Source organism: Martelella sp. FOR1707 (assembly GCF_053484265.1).
The window spans coordinates 75058-92229 of sequence record NZ_JBAKFP010000008.1 but is presented as its reverse complement, the minus strand read 5'-3'; the positions used below and the strand labels follow the sequence as shown (position 1 = coordinate 92229).

The window sequence follows — 17172 nt, the reverse complement described above, 5'->3', positions numbered from 1 at the left end:
CCGCTCTTTTTTGTTTGGCGCGGCCGCCAGGCGCCGGGAGCCTGATGGGACAGATTTGAGGAGCATGGCTGACAAGCATGGCTGACAAAGCGAGAGAAGAACGGCTGATCGTTGAAACCGGCGTCGAGAAGCGGATCGCCGACATGCTGGAACCCGTTCTGGAGGATATCGGTTTCAAGCTGGTGCGGGTCAATCTCTCCGGCCAGAACGGACTGACGCTGCAGATCATGGCCGAGCGGTTCGACGGCACGATGACGGTGGAGGACTGCGAGGAAGTGTCCAAGGCTGTGTCGCCGGTGCTCGATGTCGAGGATCCGATCGACCGCGCCTATCATCTCGAGATCTCCTCACCCGGCATCGACAGGCCGATGGTGCGCAAATCCGACTTCTACCGCTGGAAGGGCCACCTGCTGAAATGCGAGACCTCGGTTCTCATCGGCGAGCGCAAGCGGTTTCGCGGCCGCATCGTCGAGGCCGACAATGAAGGCTTCACCCTGCTGCGCGATGGCGTGGCCTATGGCGAGCCGAGTGAGGTGACGATCCCGTTTTCGGCGCTTTCAGATGCCAAGCTGATCCTGACGGACGAGTTGATCCGCGAGGCGCTGAGGGCCGACAAGCTGGCCAAGGAAAAGGCCGCCAACGAAAACGACGAAGACGATGGTGCTCAAGACACCGAAGAGAATTGAACACCGCCCGACCGTCGCCTTGAGCGCGGGGCGTGACGACAATTTCGCGAAGCCTTGAGGCTCGCAGACAAGAATGGAGACAGGAACATGGCAGTAAGTGCGAATCGGCTGGAACTGTTGCAGATCGCCGACGCGGTGGCGCGGGAAAAATCGATCGATCGCGAGATCGTTCTGACCGCCATGGCCGACGCCATTCAGAAGGCGGCCAAGTCGCGTTACGGATCGGAAACCAATATCCGCGCCGACATCAACCCCAAGACCGGCGAAATTCACCTGCAGCGCCTGCTCGAAGTGGTTGAGGAAGCCGAGGATTACAGCACCCAGATCCCGCTGGCGCTGGCGCTGGACCGCAACCCGGAAGCCAAGCTTGGCGATTTCATCGCCGATCCGCTGCCGCCGATGGATTTCGGCCGCATTGCCGCCCAGTCGGCCAAGCAGGTCATCGTCCAGAAGGTGCGCGAGGCCGAGCGCGACCGCCAGTATGACGAATACAAGGATCGCATCGGCGAGATCGTCAACGGCACGGTCAAGCGCGTCGAATACGGCAACGTCATTGTCGATCTCGGCCGCGGCGAAGCGATTATCCGTCGCGACGAGATGATCCCGCGCGAGGTTCCGCGCTATGGCGACCGCATCCGCGCCTATGTCTACGATGTCCGCCGCGAACAGCGCGGTCCGCAGATTTTCCTGTCGCGCACCCATCCGCAGTTTATGGTCAAGCTGTTCGCCATGGAAGTGCCGGAAATCTACGACGGCATCATCACCATCAAGTCGGTCGCCCGCGATCCGGGCTCGCGCGCCAAGATCGCGGTGATTTCGTCCGATTCGTCGATCGATCCGGTCGGCGCCTGCGTCGGCATGCGCGGTAGCCGCGTTCAGGCCGTTGTCGGCGAGCTTCAGGGCGAGAAGATCGACATCATCCCGTGGTCGGAAGACCCGGCCTCCTTCATCGTCAACGCGCTGCAGCCGGCCGAAGTCGCCAAGGTGGTGCTGGACGAGGATGCCGAGCGCATCGACGTCGTGGTGCCGGACGACCAGCTTTCGCTGGCGATCGGCCGTCGCGGCCAGAATGTCCGTCTCGCCTCGCAGCTTACCGGCTGGGACATCGACATCATGACGGAGAACGAGGAATCGGAGCGCCGCCAGAAGGAATTCAACGAGCGTTCGCAGCTGTTCATGGATGCGCTCGATGTCGACGAGATGGTCGGCCAGGTGCTGGCCTCGGAAGGCTTCGCGGCCATCGAGGAGCTCGCCTATGTCGATCTCGACGAAATCTCCTCGATCGAGGGCTTCGACGAGGAAACCGCGCAGGAAATCCAGATGCGCGCCCGTGAGCATCTTGAACGGCTCGAGGCAGAACTCGACGAGAAGCGCCGCGAACTCGGCGTTTCCGACGACCTGCGCCAGATCGACGGTATGACGCTGGCGATGATGGTGGCCCTTGGCGAGGACGACATCAAGACGATGGAAGACTTCGCAGGCTGCGCCGCCGACGACCTGATTGGCTGGACCGAGCGTCAGAACGGCCAGACCAAGCGTTTCGACGGCACGCTGTCGTCCTTTGCGCTGTCGCGCGTCGAGGCGGAAAACATGATCATGCAGGCGCGTCTCGCCGCAGGCTGGATCACCGAGGAAGACCTTGCCGCCGACCTTCCGGAAGAAGAGGAAGTCGAGGGCGAGGGCGCCGATGAGCCGGCGGATGACGATCTGAGCGGCGTATTCTCGAAGTCGTGACCTCGCCCCGCAAAGCGGTCGAGGCTGAGGCGATGAGCGAGCGCACCTGCATCGTGACCCGCAAGGCCGGCGATCCGGATGAGCTCATCCGGTTTGTCGCCGGTCCCGACGGTCAGGTCGTGCCGGACCTGAAGCGCGAGCTTCCCGGCCGCGGCTGCTGGGTAGTCGCGGAACGCTGGGCCGTTGACAAGGCTGTTGCCAAGGGCCTGTTTTCCCGGGCGCTGAAACAGAAGGTTCAGGCCGCCGACGATCTCGGCGCGATGGTTGACATGTTGATGGCGCGCCAGTTGGCGGGTATGATCAACATGGCGATCAAGGCGGGGGAATTCGTGACGGGCTCCGCCAAGGTCGATCTTGCGATCAGAAGCGGTGCGGCGATTGCCGTGTTTCATTCCGCCGATGCCGCCCCCGATGGCGTCCGCAAGCTCGATCAGGCCCGCACGGCCTTCATGCATCTAAGCGAGTCGGATGCGCCGGTACCGGCGCTCAGACCCTTAAATGCGGCGGAAATCGGCCCTCTTTTGCATGAGAATGCGTTTAAACACGCCGCAGTGCTTGCGGGAAAGGCCGGTGAGGGTGTAGTGAAGCGCGCAATGATACTTCAAAGGTACCGCGCAGATGCCGGAACCGAAGGAAAAGCCGCGATGACGAACACATGACGACGTCACGGAAGTTGGCCGGACGCCAGAATATGAATTTTTAGGGCGGGCATACTGTCTCCGATCGGAGGCGGTTCCCGCGCCAAGGAACGGGAACCGAATGACGGACAGTAAAGACGACAAGACACTCGACAATGAAGGCAAGAAGACGCTTAAGCTGAAGCCGTCGGGTGTGAGCCAGGGCACCGTGCGCCAGGATATGGGCCGCGGTCGCAGCAAGGCGGTCGTGGTGGAAACACGCAAACGCCGGATCCACAAGCCCGGCGAAGACACTTCAGCATCAGCCTCGCGCGCGCCGGCTTCTCAGAGCGCCCAGCCGCGCCAGGGCGAGACCCGCCGCAATGATGACCGGCCGACGCACCAGCCCAAGGGCCAGCCCTCGCGGCCGGGCGCGCAGAACCGCCAGCGCGGCGGCCAGCCGGATCGCGGTAATGCCGACCGCGGCGGCCAGAACCGCCAGCGCGGCAATGTGCTGCACGATCTCTCCCAGGGCGAGATGGATGCCCGCCGTCGCGCGCTGGTAATGGCGCAGCAGCGCGAGGCCGAGGACGCCGAACGCCGCAAGCGCGAAGCCGAAGAGGCTCGCATTGCCGAGGAAAAGGCGAAGCGCGAAGCCGAGGAAAAGGCAAAACGCGAGGCGGAAGAGGCCAAGGCCCGCGCTGCGGAGCCCGCGCCCGCCGTCGAAGAGACGCCGGCCGAGGCCGAAGCGCCGGTTGTCCCCGATCTGCCGCCGGGCGAAGACGCCAAGCCGAGCCGGACCGCGCAGCGTCCGCGCCCTGCCGCGCGCACGACCGAAGATGATGATGACGCCGCCCGCGGCCGCAAGCCCCGTCGTGAAGGCGAGAGCGAAGGCGGACCGGCGCGCGGCAAGGCGCTGCGCCCCGATACCGCGCCGAAGCCCGCATCGCGCCCGAAGGGCACCGGCGAGCGCCGTCGCGGCAAGCTGACCGTGACTGCGGTGACCGGCGACGACGAGGGCGGTAGCCAGCGCGGCCGTTCGCTTTCGGCTATGCGCCGCCGCCAGGAAAAGATGCGTCGCGCCCATTCGCAGGAGCCGCGTGAAAAGGTTCTGCGCGAGGTCGTGCTGCCGGAAACCATCACCATTCAGGAACTGTCGCAGCGCATGTCCGAACGCTCGGTCGATGTGATCAAGTACCTGATGAAGGAAGGGCAGATGATGAAGCCCGGCGACGTGATCGATGCCGATCTCGCCGAGCTGATCGCCACCGAATTCGGCCACACCGTCAAGCGCGTTGCCGAATCGGACGTGGAAGAGGGCATTTTCGACGTCAAGGATGACGAGGGCGATCTGGAGCCGCGCGCGCCGGTCGTCACCATCATGGGCCATGTCGACCACGGCAAGACCTCGCTGCTTGATGCCATTCGCCACGCCAATGTGGTCTCCGGCGAGGCCGGCGGCATCACCCAGCATATCGGCGCCTATCAGGTCGAGCAGGACGGTCAGAAGATCACCTTCATCGACACGCCCGGCCACGCCGCCTTTACGGCGATGCGCGCCCGCGGCGCCGAGGTGACCGACATTGCCATTCTGGTGGTGGCGGCGGACGACAGCGTCATGCCGCAGACGATCGAATCGATCAATCATGCCAAGGCCGCCGGCGTGCCGATCATTGTTGCCATCAACAAGATCGACAAGCCCGCCGCCGACGCCCAGAAGGTGCGCACTGAACTGCTTCAGCACGAAGTGTTCGTCGAAACCATGGGCGGTGAAACGCTGGAAGTCGAAGTCTCCGCCAAGACCGGCAAGAACCTCGACAAGCTGCTGGAAGCCATCCTGCTGCAGGCCGAACTTCTCGACCTCAAGGCCAATGCCGATCGCACCGCCGAGGGCGTCGTGATCGAGGCCCAGCTCGACCGTGGCCGTGGTTCGGTCGCGACCGTGCTGGTGCAGAAGGGCACGCTGAAGCCCGGCCAGATCGTGGTTGCCGGCGATCAGTGGGGCCGCGTGCGCGCGCTCGTCAACGATCGCGGCGAACACGTCAAGGAAGCCGGACCGTCGATGCCGGTCGAGATCCTCGGCCTCAGCGGCACGCCCGCCGCCGGCGATCGCTTCGCGGTTGTCGAGAACGAGGGCAAGGCCCGCGAAGTCTCCGAATACCGCCAGCGGCTCGCCCGCGACAAGGCGGCGGCCCGCCAGTCTGGTTCGCGCGGCTCGCTTGAGCAGATGATGAGCCAGTTGCAGGATACCGGCCTCAAGGAGTTCCCGCTCCTGATCAAGGGCGACGTGCAGGGCTCGGTCGAGGCGATTTCGGCAGCACTCGAAAAGCTCGGGACCGACGAAGTGCGCGCCCGGATCGTCCACGCGGCGGTCGGCGGCATCACCGAATCGGATATCTCGCTTGCGGAAGCCTCCAATGCGGCGATCATCGGCTTCAATGTCCGCGCCAATGCCCAGGCCCGCAAGGTGTCCGAGCAGGAAGGCATCGAGATCCGCTACTACAACATCATCTACGATCTGGTGGATGACGTGAAGTCGGCGATGTCGGGTCTTCTGTCGCCGGAACGGCGCGAGACCTTCCTCGGCAATGCGGAGATCCTCGAAGTGTTCAACATTTCGAAGGTCGGCAAGGTCGCGGGTTGCCGCGTCACCGAAGGCCGCATGGAACGCGGCGCCGGCGTACGCCTCGTCCGCGACAATGTGGTTATCCACGAGGGCAAGCTGAAGACGCTGAAGCGGTTCAAGGACGAAGTCTCCGAAGTGCCGGTCGGCCAGGAATGCGGCATGGCCTTCGAGAACTACGAAGACATCCGCGCCGGCGACGTCATCGAAGCCTTCCGCGTCGAGCACGTCACGCGCACGCTCTGATTTTTCGGGGCAGACTGAAAATTGAAAGGGCCGGCAGCGATGCCGGCCTTTTTGTGTTGAGGATGGTCGTTTTGCGGTTGCCGCTTTGAGGGAGTTTGTCGTGCGAAGAGCAGGGCAGCCCACAATCTCTCCCCTTGAGGGAGAGATGCCCCGACAGGGGCAGAGAGGGGTGAACCCTATCCGTGAATTCTGAGTATGTGGCGAGTGCTCTATACCCCTCTCTGTCGCTTTCGCGACATCTCCCCCTCAAGGGGGGAGATTGAGAACGGGGAGGCCTTCAGGGGTGCCACGCCTCATGATTCGGCGTTCACCGGTCAAAGATAATGCGGTTCAACCACACAGCCAGTCAGGCAGAATAGCCACTCCGCAGGCCCCGTCATTCCGCCGGCGGCGTTGCCGTGGCTGCGGCGCCGAGGGGGCGGATGCGGAGTTTGGTGATGCGGTTCTTCTCGCGTTTCATCACGATGAAGCGCTTGCCGTAGAAGGTGAAGGACTGGCGCTCCTCGGGGATGGTCTGGCTTTCGTGGATGACGAGGCCGGCAATCGTGGTCGCCTCCTCATCGGGCAGGTTCCAGTCGAGCGCGCGGTTGAGGTCGCGGATCGGGACCGTGCCGTCGACCACGATCGAACCGTCGGCCTCCTGCTGGACGCCGGAGATTTCCAGATCGTGCTCGTCGGCGATATCGCCCACGATTTCCTCCAGAATATCCTCCAGCGTGACGATGCCCTGCACCTCGCCATATTCGTCGACCACCACCGCGATATGCACCTTGCGGCGCAGAAAGGCGTTGAGCTGATCCTTCAGATTGGTGCTGTCCGGCACGAACCACGGCTTTTGCGAGACCTTGACGATGTCGATCGTGGAGGGCGCGGCATGCGGCTCTGCGAGCGCGCGCGAAAGATCCTTCGAATGGATGACGCCGATGATGTTGTCGATCGAGCCGCGCCATACCGGAAGCCTTGTATAGGGGCTTTCGAGCACGGTCCGGACGGCCTGTTCAGGCGCGTCATCGGCATTGACCGCGCGCATGGCGGTGCGGTGGATCATCACGTCGGAGACTTCGAGTTCGCCGAGATCGAGCACGCCGCCGAGGCGGTCGCGGTCGGCCTTGATCACCGAACCCTCGCGGTGGAGCAGGTCGACAGCGCCGCGCAGCTCCTCATGCGCGGTCAGCATTTCCGTGCCCTTGGTCAGCGTCACGCCGAAGACGCGCAGGATACCGCGCACTACGATGTTGACGAGGCTGGAAAGCGGACCGACCACGAGAACGAACAGCCGCACGAAGGGCGACACCACAAGCGCGAACCGGTCGGTGGCCGAGATCGCCCAGCTTTTCGGCAGCACTTCGGCGAAGATCACCAGAAGCGTCGTCATGATCAGCGTCGCATAGGCAACGCCGCTGTCGCCGAAAATGCTCAAAAACAGCGTGGTCGTCAGCGACGAGGCCAGGATATTGACGAGGTTGTTGCCGATCAGAAGCGCGCCGATCAGTCGGTCGCGCCGCGCGATCATGGCGTTGACGAAGCCGGCGCGGCGGTCGCCCTGCTGCTCGAGCGTGTGCATGCGCGCACGCGAGACGGCGGTCAGCGCCGTTTCCGAGCCCGAGAAGAAGGCCGAAACGACGATCAGGGCCAGAATGACCGCCATGGTCAGCCCGTAATCGGAGAAGAATTGCGAAATATCGCCTGTGGTCATTGCGGATGTTTTTCCGTCAGAAACGCCAGAACCTCGGAGGGCGGCACATCATCTGCGATGAAGGCCTCTCCGATGCCGCGGGTGAGAATGAAGGTCAGCTTGCCGCCCTTCACTTTTTTGTCCTGGCCGATGGCATCCAGCATTATATCAGGCGGCGGCAGGTCTCCGTCAATATCGCCGAGCGATGTCGGCAGGCCAGCTTCCTTCAGATGGGCGGCCACGCGTTTGGCATCGTCGGGGCTTGCGAGGTTCATGCGCGCGGAAAACTCGTGCGCCAGCACCATGCCGATCGCGACTCCTTCGCCATGCACCAGCCGGGCGCTGTCATAGCCGGTCGCCTTTTCCAGCGCATGGCCGAAGGTATGGCCGAGGTTCAGGAGCGCGCGACGGCCGTTCTCGCGCTCGTCGGCGGCAACGACGGCGGCCTTGGCCGCGCAGCTTTGCGCGATCGCCTCGATCCGGGCATCGCCGCCGGTAAACACCGCCTCGCGGTGCTTCTCCAGCCAGTGGAAGAAATCGGGCTGGTCGATCAGCCCGTATTTGACGACTTCGGCATAGCCTGCGGCAAATTCACGCGGGCTCAGCGTATCGAGCGTGGCAGTGTCGGCGAGCACCAGATCGGGCTGATGGAAGGCGCCGATCAGGTTCTTGCCGTGGCGCGAATTGATGCCGGTCTTGCCGCCGACGGAACTGTCGACCTGGGCGAGCAGCGAGGTCGGGACCTGGATGAAGCGCACGCCGCGCCGGGCGATCGCTGCCGCAAAGCCTGTGAGGTCGCCGATCACCCCGCCGCCGAGCGCGATCACCGCGTCGGCGCGTTCGATCCGGGCATCGAGAATGAAATCGACCACGGCGGTGAGATTGTCGAAGCTCTTGGTCTTCTCGCCGGCCGCCAGCGTCAGCGCGAAGGTCTCGATGCCGTCGGTCTGCAGGCTTTCGACGAGCGCATCGAGGTAGAGCGGTGCGACATTGACGTCGGAGACGATCGCGACCTTGCGGCAATCGAGCCGGGCGAGCATCTCGCCGCCGGCGCTTGTCAGAAGGTCCGGGCCGATGAGGATGTCATAGCTGCGGTCGGCGAGGTCGACGCGGACGATCCGCTTGTCGGATACGCTTTCAGTCATGGGAATATTTTCCTTCATCAACGGCGGCGAGCGCCTTCAGCACATCGCGCATAACGGCTTCCTTGCGGACATTGCGGGAGTGGATGGTGACATCGGCTTCTCCATAGACCGGATAGCGCTTGTCCATCAGCTCCTTCAGCGTCTGCTTCGGGTTCTCGGTCTTCAGCAGCGGACGGGTCTGGCGGCGCTTGACCCGGTCCCACAATGTCTCGAGGTCGGCCTTCAGCCACAGCGACAGACCGGAACGGGCGATAAGCTCTCGGTTCACCGGATTGATGAATGCGCCGCCGCCGGTGGACACAATCGCGGGCCCTTCCGCCAGCACGCGCTCGATCACCCGCGTTTCGAGCGCCCGGAATTCCGGCTCGCCGTATGCGGCAAAGATATCGGCGATCGACATCTGGGCGGCGGCTTCTATTTCGTGGTCGGTATCGATATAGGGCAGGCCGAGCTGCGCGGCGACGAGCTTGCCGATCGCGCTCTTGCCGGCGCCCATCAGCCCGACCAGGATCAGATTGCGCCCGGCAAGGCCGGCAATCGCCTTTTGCCGCAGCCCCGCGCCGCCGGTATCTTGTTTTACGTTCATAGCGTGCCCATTCTTGTCCTGCCACGTATCGGCAAATGCCGTGATGGCGTCAAGGCGAGGGGCGTCGAATTCCGGTTTCGGACAACAGGGAGTTAACCGCAGTGGATCTTTCCGGCGCCCATATCGAGGCGTTCATCGAAATGCTGAGCGCGGAGCGGGGGGCAGCCGTCAATACGCTTGCCGCCTATCAGCGCGATCTCGACGACTATCGCGATTTCATGATCGACCGCGGGGTCGCTGTCGATGACGCGGCGTCCGGCGATGTGTCCGCCTATCTCTCGGATCTCGCAAAACGCGGCTTTGCGGCAAGTTCCCAGGCAAGGCGGCTTTCGGCGCTGAAGCAGTTCTATCAGTTCCTCTATGCCGAAGGTCTCAGGGGCGACGATCCGACCGGCGTCATCGATGCGCCGAAAAAGGCGCGGCCGCTGCCGAAGACGCTTTCGGTCGCCGATGTCGATCGGCTGCTGGATCAGGCGGCGGCGGAGGCCAGCGCGCCCGGTCCACAGCATTTTGAGAAGCTGCGCATGAGCGCGCTTCTGGAAACGCTCTATGCCAGCGGCATGCGGGTTTCCGAACTGGTGACGCTGCCGGCGAACGTGATGAAGAAGAGGGAGCGGTTTTTGACGGTGCGCGGCAAGGGCAACAAGGAGCGCGCCGTGCCGCTGTCGCGCCGCGCTCTCGAGGCGCTTGTCGCCTACGATGCCGAGCGGCGGAAGGCAGCGGAAGACGACGAGAACCCCTATCTGTTCGCCTCAAGGGGGGCTGCCGGGCATCTGTCGCGCCAGGTCTTCGCGCGCGATCTGAAAGGCCTTGCCGCGCGGGCGGGGCTGAGGGCGACCGCGATCTCGCCCCATGTGCTGCGCCATGCCTTCGCCAGCCACCTGCTGCAGAACGGCGCGGACCTGCGCGCGGTGCAGGAAATGCTCGGCCATGCCGATATCTCGACCACCCAGATTTACACACATGTTCTGGAAGAAAGGCTCCGGGAACTGGTGGAAATGCATCACCCCCTTGCAAAAGAAGCCAAAAAACGGGATTAAGCGGCACAATATTGTAAATGGAAGTCCGAGAACGCGGTTCCGGGCGCGGCGGAAAACCCAGGGAAATTGCGACAATGTACAGCTATCTCGATTTCGAAAGGCCGATCTCCGACCTGGAGGCCAAGATTATCGAGCTGAAGAAACTGGCCGACGACGGCGAGAGCATCGACACGTCGGAAGAGATCGCGCGCCTGGAAACCCGCGTCAGCGAGGCGATGAGCGATATCTATGGCAAGCTTTCGCCATGGCAGAAGGCGCAAGTTGCCCGCCACCCCCAGCGCCCGCACTTTCTTGATTACGCCAAGCGGCTGTTCACCGAGTTCACCACGATCGCGGGCGACCGCAATTTTGGCGAGGACGCGGCGATCCAGGCTGGCCTTGCCCGGTTCCGCGGACGCCCCGTCGCCGTGATCGGCGAGGAGAAGGGCCATGACACCAAGAGCCGTCTGAAGCACAATTTCGGCATGCCGCGGCCGGAAGGCTATCGCAAGGCGATCCGCCTGATGGAGCTTGCCGACCGCTTCAACCTGCCGGTGATATCGATCGTGGATACCCAGGGCGCTTACCCCGGCGTCGGCGCGGAAGAGCGCGGACAGGCCGAGGCGATCGCGCGCTCGACCCAGATGTGTCTGAGGCTTGGCGTGCCGATGATCACGCTGGTGATCGGCGAGGGCATGTCGGGCGGCGCGATCGCGATTGCGGCAGCCAACCGGGTCTATATGCTCGAACACGCGATCTATTCGGTAATTTCGCCGGAAGGTGCTGCCTCGATCCTGTGGCGCGATTCCGCCCGCGCCAAGGAAGCGGCCACCAACATGAAGATCACCGCCCAGGACCTGAAGGGTTTCGGCATCGTCGAGGAAATTATCCCCGAGCCGGTCGGCGGCGCGCATCGCCACGCCGATACCGTGATCGATGCTTCGGGCGACCAGATCGCCGAGGGGCTCAACGAATTCGAAGGCAAGTCGGCCGAAGAAATCCGCAATATGCGCCGGCAGAAATTCCTCGCCATCGGCCGCAATCTCTGAGGGCCGCGCGCTCTTGCCGGGTTGCCGCTATCGGGGCGGAAAGAAAGACTTAACGCTTTCTTGAAGTTTGACTGTGCATTATGGTGCCGTTGCGCGACGGGCGACCGTTGCGTTTGAAGGCAAAATCCGGCAGGTTCTATCCATGCGCTTGACTGTACTGGCCCCGATAATATTCGCCGCTGTGGCGCTGACGGGCTGCAACAGCTTTTTTGACAGTACCGACTTCTCCTCCGTGCAGGAGAAGATGAACTATTCTTTGCCCTCTTCCATGGTGGCGAAGATGAGCAAGCGCGACATGGCCAAGAACGCGCCGATCACGATCCGGATTTTCAAGGAAGAGGGCGTTCTGGAAATCTGGAAGCAGAAGCGCGACGGCACCTATGGCGAACTCGAGACCTACGAGATCTGTGCCTGGTCCGGCAAGCTCGGCCCGAAGAAGAAGGAAGGCGACCGGCAGGCGCCCGAGGGCTTCTATCCGCTTTCCAAGGGCCTTCTGAACCCCTATTCGCAGTATTTCCTGGCGATCAATACCGGCTATCCGAACCGCTATGACCGCGCCAACCAGTTCACCGGCTCCGATCTGATGATCCATGGCGCCTGCTCCTCGCGCGGCTGCTATTCGATGACCGACGAGCAGATACTGGAAATCTTCGCCTTCGCGCGTGATGCCTTTTCCGGCGGCCAGCAGGCGATCATGCTGCAGGCCTACCCGTTCCGCATGACTGCGGAAAACATGGTGCGCCACCGCTACAACGAGAACTATCCCTTCTGGCAGATGCTGAAGGAAGGCTATGACTATTTCGAGGTGACCCACAAGGTGCCCGATGTCGATGTCTGCGGCGGCGAATATGTGTTCAACAAGGACCCGGTCAATGGCGGCGACGTTGCCTCCGATCGCGCCTGCCCGGTCATGGCGTCCAACATTCCGGCCCAGCACATGATGGCGCTGGCGAAGAACCAGAGCGACTATCAGGAGCAATTCGCCAAGGCGCTTGCCGAGAATGACGACAAGGTCTGGATCGATCCGAGCGAAGCCGAGCGCAAGGCGCTGGTCGCCGATCTGCGCGAGGATCCGACCGATGCGCTTTACCAGCCCACCGGTTCCTCGCTGGAAGCCGGCCGCTTCGTGACCGTCGAACAGTACCGGATTTCAAAATACGGCCCGCTCGAAACGCCGGCCGATATTCCCGGCGAAATCGATACCGTCACCCAGACGGCCGCGATCCCGGATGTTCCGGAGGTGCCGGTTTCCTCTGCGGTGCCGATCCCGGAGCCGAGCCCGATGGCGGCCTATGCCGAGCCGGAGCAGCCCACGAAAGGCGACAGGCCTTTCTGGAAATTCTGGTGAGCGACGGCTTCGTGCCGCAGTCCTTCTATTATGATCTGAAGGGGCTGAAATGCCCGCTGCCGGCGTTGAAGGCCGGCAAGCGTCTGGCCGAGCTTGCGCCCGGAAGCCTGCTGACGGTGGAGACCACAGATCCGCTCGCCGTGATCGATATCCCGCATCTCTGCCAGCAGGACGGACACCGACTGATTGAAAGTGTGGCGACCGAAAGCGGTCATCGTTTCGTGATCGCGCGGGGCTGATTGCTTCGGATGCGCTGAAAGGATCAGCGCCTGAAGCCGAAGGCCGCAAGCGGGTTTTCCTCAAGCGCCGCCCGGTCAGGACGGTCGACAGCCGGCCGGTCAAGGAAGCTTGCGAAGAGATCGCGCACCGCCTTTTCGCTGAGGTCCGCGCCAATCACGACAATCCGCGTTTCCGGCGCGCTGTCCTCCGGCCAGCCGGCGAGATAACGCGAGGGATAGACCGTTGCGCCGACGCCGTGGATCACGAGCGGACGGGGCTCGCCGGCAACCGCCACAATCCCCTTGATCCGCAGGATGCTATCGCCGTGTTCGCGGGCAAGGCGATGCTGGAAGGCATCGATGATCTGTCGGGACGGGAGCGCGTCTGCGAGAAGCGCGAAGGCGCGGATATGCTCGTCATGGCGATTGACGTCGTGATGGTGGTGATCGTGTCCGGTTTCGGCCGCGCGCAACCATTCGCCGACTTGCGGCGATTTGCGCGCCAGGTCGAACAGGCCCGCGACCAGAAGGCCGGGATTGGCGGCCATGGGCGCCGCGCCATCGACGATTTCGGCGGTCGGGTTGATGGCGGCGAGCCGTTCGGCAAAGCTTGCCGCAATTTCGGCGGAGACGAGATCGGTCTTGGTTATGACGAGGCGATCGGCGACGGCGACCTGGCGGGCCGCCTCGTCATGGCGTTCCAGCGTCGCGATCCCGGTCACCGCGTCCACAAGGGTCACAACGCCGTCGACCGCGAAAGCGGCGGCGATCGCCGGATGGGCCATGATCGCCATCAGCACGGGAACCGGATCGGCAAGGCCGGTGGTCTCGATGATCACTCGGTTGACCGGTTTGATCCTGCCGGTCTGCATCCGGTCGAGCAGATCGGCGAGCGTGTCGATCAGTTCGCCGCGCACGGTGCAGCACAGGCATCCATTGGCAAGCTCGATGACCGAATCGCCGGAGCGTTCGACCAGGAGATGGTCGATGCCGACCTCGCCGAACTCGTTGATGATCACGGCGGCATCGGCCAGCGCCGGATCAGCGAGCAGGCGGTTCAGAAGCGTCGATTTGCCCGCGCCGAGAAAGCCGGTGACGATCGAGACGGGGATGGGATGCTGGGGTTGATACATTCTGGCTTCTACTGCGTGGGCCGGGCATAGGGTAGCGGCACATAGGAGAGATTGTCGAGCGCGCTTTCCACGGTTTCGGTGTCGTTGGGCAGGCGGAAGGCGTCCACGGTCGCGTATTCCTTCGGCAGCGGCTTCAGATAGGGCGATTTGAAGATGTAATTGCCATCCTCATCGCGGATATCGCCGCGATCCTGCACGGCCTGCGCGCTGCAGACCTCGCTGGTGATGTCGGCCACCGGGCGGTCCGGGGCGGGCGGCGGCAGATAGGTCGAAAGCTCCGGCCCGGAGCGGTCATTGGACGTCAGCCCGGCCTGCAGCAGTTCCGCGGCCTTGTCGGCGCGCGCCGGCACGCTGTTGGCGCCGAAGGCGACGGCGATCACCTCGCGGCCGCCGCGCTTGGCCGAGGAGACCTGATTATATCCCGAGGCGCAGACGAAGCCGGTCTTCATGCCGGTGGCGCCGTCGAAGTTGCCGACCAGCAGATTGGTGTTGCGGTATTTGCCGCTGTCGGCGGCAATGCCGGGGATGGTGAAGTAGAAGTGATATTCCGGAAAATCACGGTCGATCGCGAGCGCCAGCACCGCCATGTCGCGGGCGGTGGTATACTGCCCGGTCTGCGGGTTGGCCATCGAGGTCATGCCGTTGGCGTTGACGAAATGGGTGTCGACCATGCCGAGTTGCTTGGCCTTTTCATTCATGCGCGCGATAAAGGCGTCGCGGCCGCCGATCGCGGCGTCGGCCACGGCATGGGCGGCATCATTGGCCGAGTGGACCAGCATCATCTTCAGCGCATTGTCGACGGTCACGCGCGTGCCGGGGGCGAAGTACATCTTCGAGGCGGGCTCGTTGGCCGCGGCGGCGGAAAAGGTGATCGCCGCGCGCGGATCGAGCCGTCCCGCTTTCATATCCTCGAACACGAGATAGGCCGTCATCAGCTTGGTGAGAGAGGCCGGATACCATTTCTTGAACGGCTCATTGGCAAACAGCACGCGCCCGGTTTTGGCGTCGACCACGATATAGGGATGAGCGAGCGCCGCCGCGCCAGCGGAGACCAGCGTCGCGAGCATTATTCCGGCGAACAGCGCAGCGGCGGCCATCCTCCGACCGATGTGCCGGGTTGTCGATTTCGTCCTGGCGATTTGAAACACGGTAGCTCTCTCTACTTGCCTGTCGGCTGCTATCGATATACCCCTTGAGGGGCTCGTCTTCTTGATGCGGACACGCTTTGATCCCACTTAATATTAGCGTGTTTTACAACGAATTTTGCAAAAATGCAGGGGTATCATTAATGCCGGTGCTGAACTACGCCGCCGAACTCCAAAGTCAAGCGACCGAATGGCGCCATCACCTTCATCGGCATCCGGAACTTCTCTACGACGTCGAGGCGACGGCGGGCTTCATAGCAGAACAATTGCGGCAGTTCGGTGTCGACGAGGTGGTTGAAGGTATCGGCCGCACCGGGCTTGTCGGCGTCATCCATGGCCGGGCGGGCGAGGGGCGCACGATCGGCCTGCGCGCCGATATGGATGCACTGCCCATCAACGAAAAAACCGGCAAGCCGTGGGCCTCGACGGTTCCCGGCAAGATGCATGCCTGCGGCCATGACGGCCATATGGCGATGCTGCTGGGTGCTGCGAAATATCTCGCCGAGACGCGGAATTTCAGGGGCAGGGTCATCGTGATCTTCCAGCCGGCGGAAGAGGGCGGCGGCGGCGGCAAGGCGATGATCGAGGACGGGCTGATGGAGCGGTTCTCGATTGCCGAGGTCTACGGCATGCATAATTTCCCCGGCCTTCCCGTCGGTGAATTCGCCATTCGTCCGGGCCCGATCATGGCGGCGACGGACGAGTTCCGGATCCTGGTGCGGGGCAGGGGCGGTCACGCCGCCCAGCCGCACACCGCCATCGATCCGGTGGTGATCGGCAGCCAGATCGTCGGCGCGCTGCAGACCATCGTCTCGCGCAGCGCCGATCCGGTCGGCGCGCTGGTGGTCTCGGTGACCGAGTTTCATGCGGGCTTTGCCCACAACGTCATTCCGTCCGAGGCCGAACTCGGCGGCACTGTGCGCTCCTTCACGCCGGAAAACCGCGACATGGCGGAAGAGAAGATCAAGGCCATTGCCGAAGGACTTGCCGCCGCCCAAGGCGGCGAGGCCGTGGTGACATACACCCGCAACTATCCGCCGACGGTCAATCACGAGGAAGAGACGCGCCATGCCGCCGACGCGGCAATCGCGGTTGCCGGAGAGGCGGCGGTCAATACCACGGTTGCGCCCTGGACGGCGGCGGAGGATTTTTCCTACATGCTGGAGGCCCGGCCCGGCGCCTTCATCATGCTCGGCAATGGCGACAGCGCCGGCCTGCACAATCCGGACTATGATTTCAACGACGAGGCCCTCGCCCACGGCATTTCCTACTGGGTCCGTCTGGCGGAAGCCCGCCTCGCCGCCTGAGCCACGGTTGCCGCAAAGCAAAAACAGGGCTTTTCATCGGAGCCCTGCTTTTGTATGGAGAGGCGAGTGGTCCCGTAGCTCAGCAGGATAGAGCATCAGATTCCTAATCTGAGGGTCACGCGTTCGAATCGCGTCGGGATCACCATTATTCAGTTTTAGCGTCTCATCGTCCGTGCGCAACGCGACACTCGACATTCCGCTCTGTTTGGCCTATATGGGCGCCAGCATTGAAACAGATGCGCATGAATGGCCCCTGCTGGACGACATCCCGGCCCGGGCGACTTGAAACACCCTCATTTCTTAAAGAAAGGATGACCGATGTCGATTACTGCTGAACGCAAGGCAGAGCTGATCAAGGAATTCGCAACCAAGGAAGGCGACACCGGTTCGCCGGAAGTTCAGGTTGCCATCCTGACCGAACGGATCACCAACCTGACCGAGCACTTCAAGGACCACAAGAAGGATAACCATTCCCGCCGTGGTCTGCTGACGCTGGTTTCGACCCGCCGTTCGCTGCTTGACTATCTGAAGCGCATCGATGAAAGCCGCTATACGAGCCTTATTGGCCGTCTCGGCATTCGCCGCTAAGCTTTATCCGGCGGGCGTTTGCGCCCGCCGTTTCCATTTGCGCTGACAAGCGC

The 17172-nt window shown here is 63.1% G+C and carries 15 protein-coding genes and 1 tRNA gene; 11 read left to right on the top strand and 5 right to left on the bottom strand.

Features of this window, described 5'->3' with window-relative positions; genetic code table 11:
• The first annotated feature begins 77 nt into the window (after nucleotides 1-77).
• The 4 genes from rimP (at nucleotide 78) to infB (ending at nucleotide 5906) form a co-directional block, all read left to right on the top strand.
• Nucleotides 78-686 (top strand): ribosome maturation factor RimP, encoded by a 609-nt coding sequence (gene rimP, locus V6765_RS20345; protein ID WP_448432186.1) that lies wholly within the window; start codon nucleotides 78-80, stop codon nucleotides 684-686.
• Between the two features lie 87 nt (nucleotides 687-773).
• Nucleotides 774-2420, top strand: coding sequence for a transcription termination factor NusA (nusA, locus tag V6765_RS20340; protein WP_448432184.1), 1647 nt, complete (start codon nucleotides 774-776; stop codon nucleotides 2418-2420).
• A gap of 32 nt (nucleotides 2421-2452) precedes the next feature.
• Nucleotides 2453-3079: an RNA-binding protein gene (locus tag V6765_RS20335; RefSeq protein ID WP_448432182.1), complete on the top strand. Its 627-nt coding sequence runs from the start codon at nucleotides 2453-2455 to the stop codon at nucleotides 3077-3079.
• Nucleotides 3080-3179: 100 nt separating this feature from the next.
• Complete coding sequence (gene infB / locus V6765_RS20330; protein ID WP_448432179.1) at nucleotides 3180-5906, top strand: translation initiation factor IF-2; 2727 nt, start codon at nucleotides 3180-3182, stop codon at nucleotides 5904-5906.
• Nucleotides 5907-6282: 376 nt separating this feature from the next.
• Here infB and V6765_RS20325 read toward each other — a convergent pair whose 3' ends face one another.
• Genes V6765_RS20325 through V6765_RS20315 form a run of 3 tightly spaced genes read right to left on the bottom strand, consistent with a single transcriptional unit; the run spans nucleotide 6283 to nucleotide 9312 of the window.
• The gene (locus V6765_RS20325) at nucleotides 6283-7602 is read right to left on the bottom strand and encodes an HlyC/CorC family transporter (protein WP_448432177.1); all 1320 of its coding nucleotides are present in this window, start codon (nucleotides 7600-7602) and stop codon (nucleotides 6283-6285) included.
• Entirely contained in the window at nucleotides 7599-8726 is a 1128-nt protein-coding gene (gene aroB, locus V6765_RS20320) for a 3-dehydroquinate synthase (protein WP_448432175.1), read from the bottom strand. The genes V6765_RS20325 and aroB overlap by 4 nt, the downstream gene beginning before the upstream one ends.
• On the bottom strand, nucleotides 8719-9312 hold the full coding sequence (locus V6765_RS20315; protein ID WP_448432173.1) for a shikimate kinase: 594 nt from the start codon (nucleotides 9310-9312) through the stop codon (nucleotides 8719-8721). The genes aroB and V6765_RS20315 overlap by 8 nt, the downstream gene beginning before the upstream one ends.
• A gap of 101 nt (nucleotides 9313-9413) precedes the next feature.
• Between V6765_RS20315 and xerD the strand changes: the two genes are divergently transcribed.
• From xerD to V6765_RS20295, 4 genes are all read left to right on the top strand, one after another.
• Nucleotides 9414-10352 (top strand): site-specific tyrosine recombinase XerD, encoded by a 939-nt coding sequence (gene xerD / locus V6765_RS20310; RefSeq protein ID WP_448432171.1) that lies wholly within the window; start codon nucleotides 9414-9416, stop codon nucleotides 10350-10352.
• 74 nt (nucleotides 10353-10426) lie between these two features.
• Nucleotides 10427-11380, top strand: coding sequence for an acetyl-CoA carboxylase carboxyltransferase subunit alpha (locus V6765_RS20305; protein WP_448432169.1), 954 nt, complete (start codon nucleotides 10427-10429; stop codon nucleotides 11378-11380).
• Between the two features lie 142 nt (nucleotides 11381-11522).
• Complete coding sequence (locus V6765_RS20300) at nucleotides 11523-12728, top strand: L,D-transpeptidase family protein (protein WP_448432167.1); 1206 nt, start codon at nucleotides 11523-11525, stop codon at nucleotides 12726-12728.
• On the top strand, nucleotides 12725-12967 hold the full coding sequence (locus tag V6765_RS20295) for a sulfurtransferase TusA family protein (RefSeq protein WP_448432165.1): 243 nt from the start codon (nucleotides 12725-12727) through the stop codon (nucleotides 12965-12967). The genes V6765_RS20300 and V6765_RS20295 overlap by 4 nt, the downstream gene beginning before the upstream one ends.
• 23 nt (nucleotides 12968-12990) lie before the next feature.
• Here V6765_RS20295 and V6765_RS20290 read toward each other — a convergent pair whose 3' ends face one another.
• Both V6765_RS20290 and V6765_RS20285 read right to left on the bottom strand, forming a co-directional pair.
• Nucleotides 12991-14079, bottom strand: coding sequence for a CobW family GTP-binding protein (locus tag V6765_RS20290; protein WP_448432163.1), 1089 nt, complete (start codon nucleotides 14077-14079; stop codon nucleotides 12991-12993).
• 8 nt (nucleotides 14080-14087) lie between these two features.
• Nucleotides 14088-15176, bottom strand: coding sequence for a D-alanyl-D-alanine carboxypeptidase family protein (locus V6765_RS20285; RefSeq protein ID WP_448432161.1), 1089 nt, complete (start codon nucleotides 15174-15176; stop codon nucleotides 14088-14090).
• Nucleotides 15177-15367: 191 nt separating this feature from the next.
• Here V6765_RS20285 and V6765_RS20280 point away from each other — a divergent pair, with 191 nt between their 5' ends.
• The 3 genes from V6765_RS20280 to rpsO all read left to right on the top strand — a co-directional run bounded on the left by V6765_RS20280 (nucleotide 15368) and on the right by rpsO (nucleotide 17119).
• Nucleotides 15368-16531, top strand: a complete 1164-nt coding sequence (locus V6765_RS20280; protein WP_448432159.1) for a M20 aminoacylase family protein — start codon at nucleotides 15368-15370, stop codon at nucleotides 16529-16531.
• 68 nt (nucleotides 16532-16599) lie between these two features.
• Nucleotides 16600-16676, top strand: a tRNA-Arg gene (locus V6765_RS20275).
• A gap of 173 nt (nucleotides 16677-16849) precedes the next feature.
• Nucleotides 16850-17119: a 30S ribosomal protein S15 gene (rpsO, locus tag V6765_RS20270; protein WP_230719524.1), complete on the top strand. Its 270-nt coding sequence runs from the start codon at nucleotides 16850-16852 to the stop codon at nucleotides 17117-17119.
• Nucleotides 17120-17172: the final 53 nt, after the last annotated feature.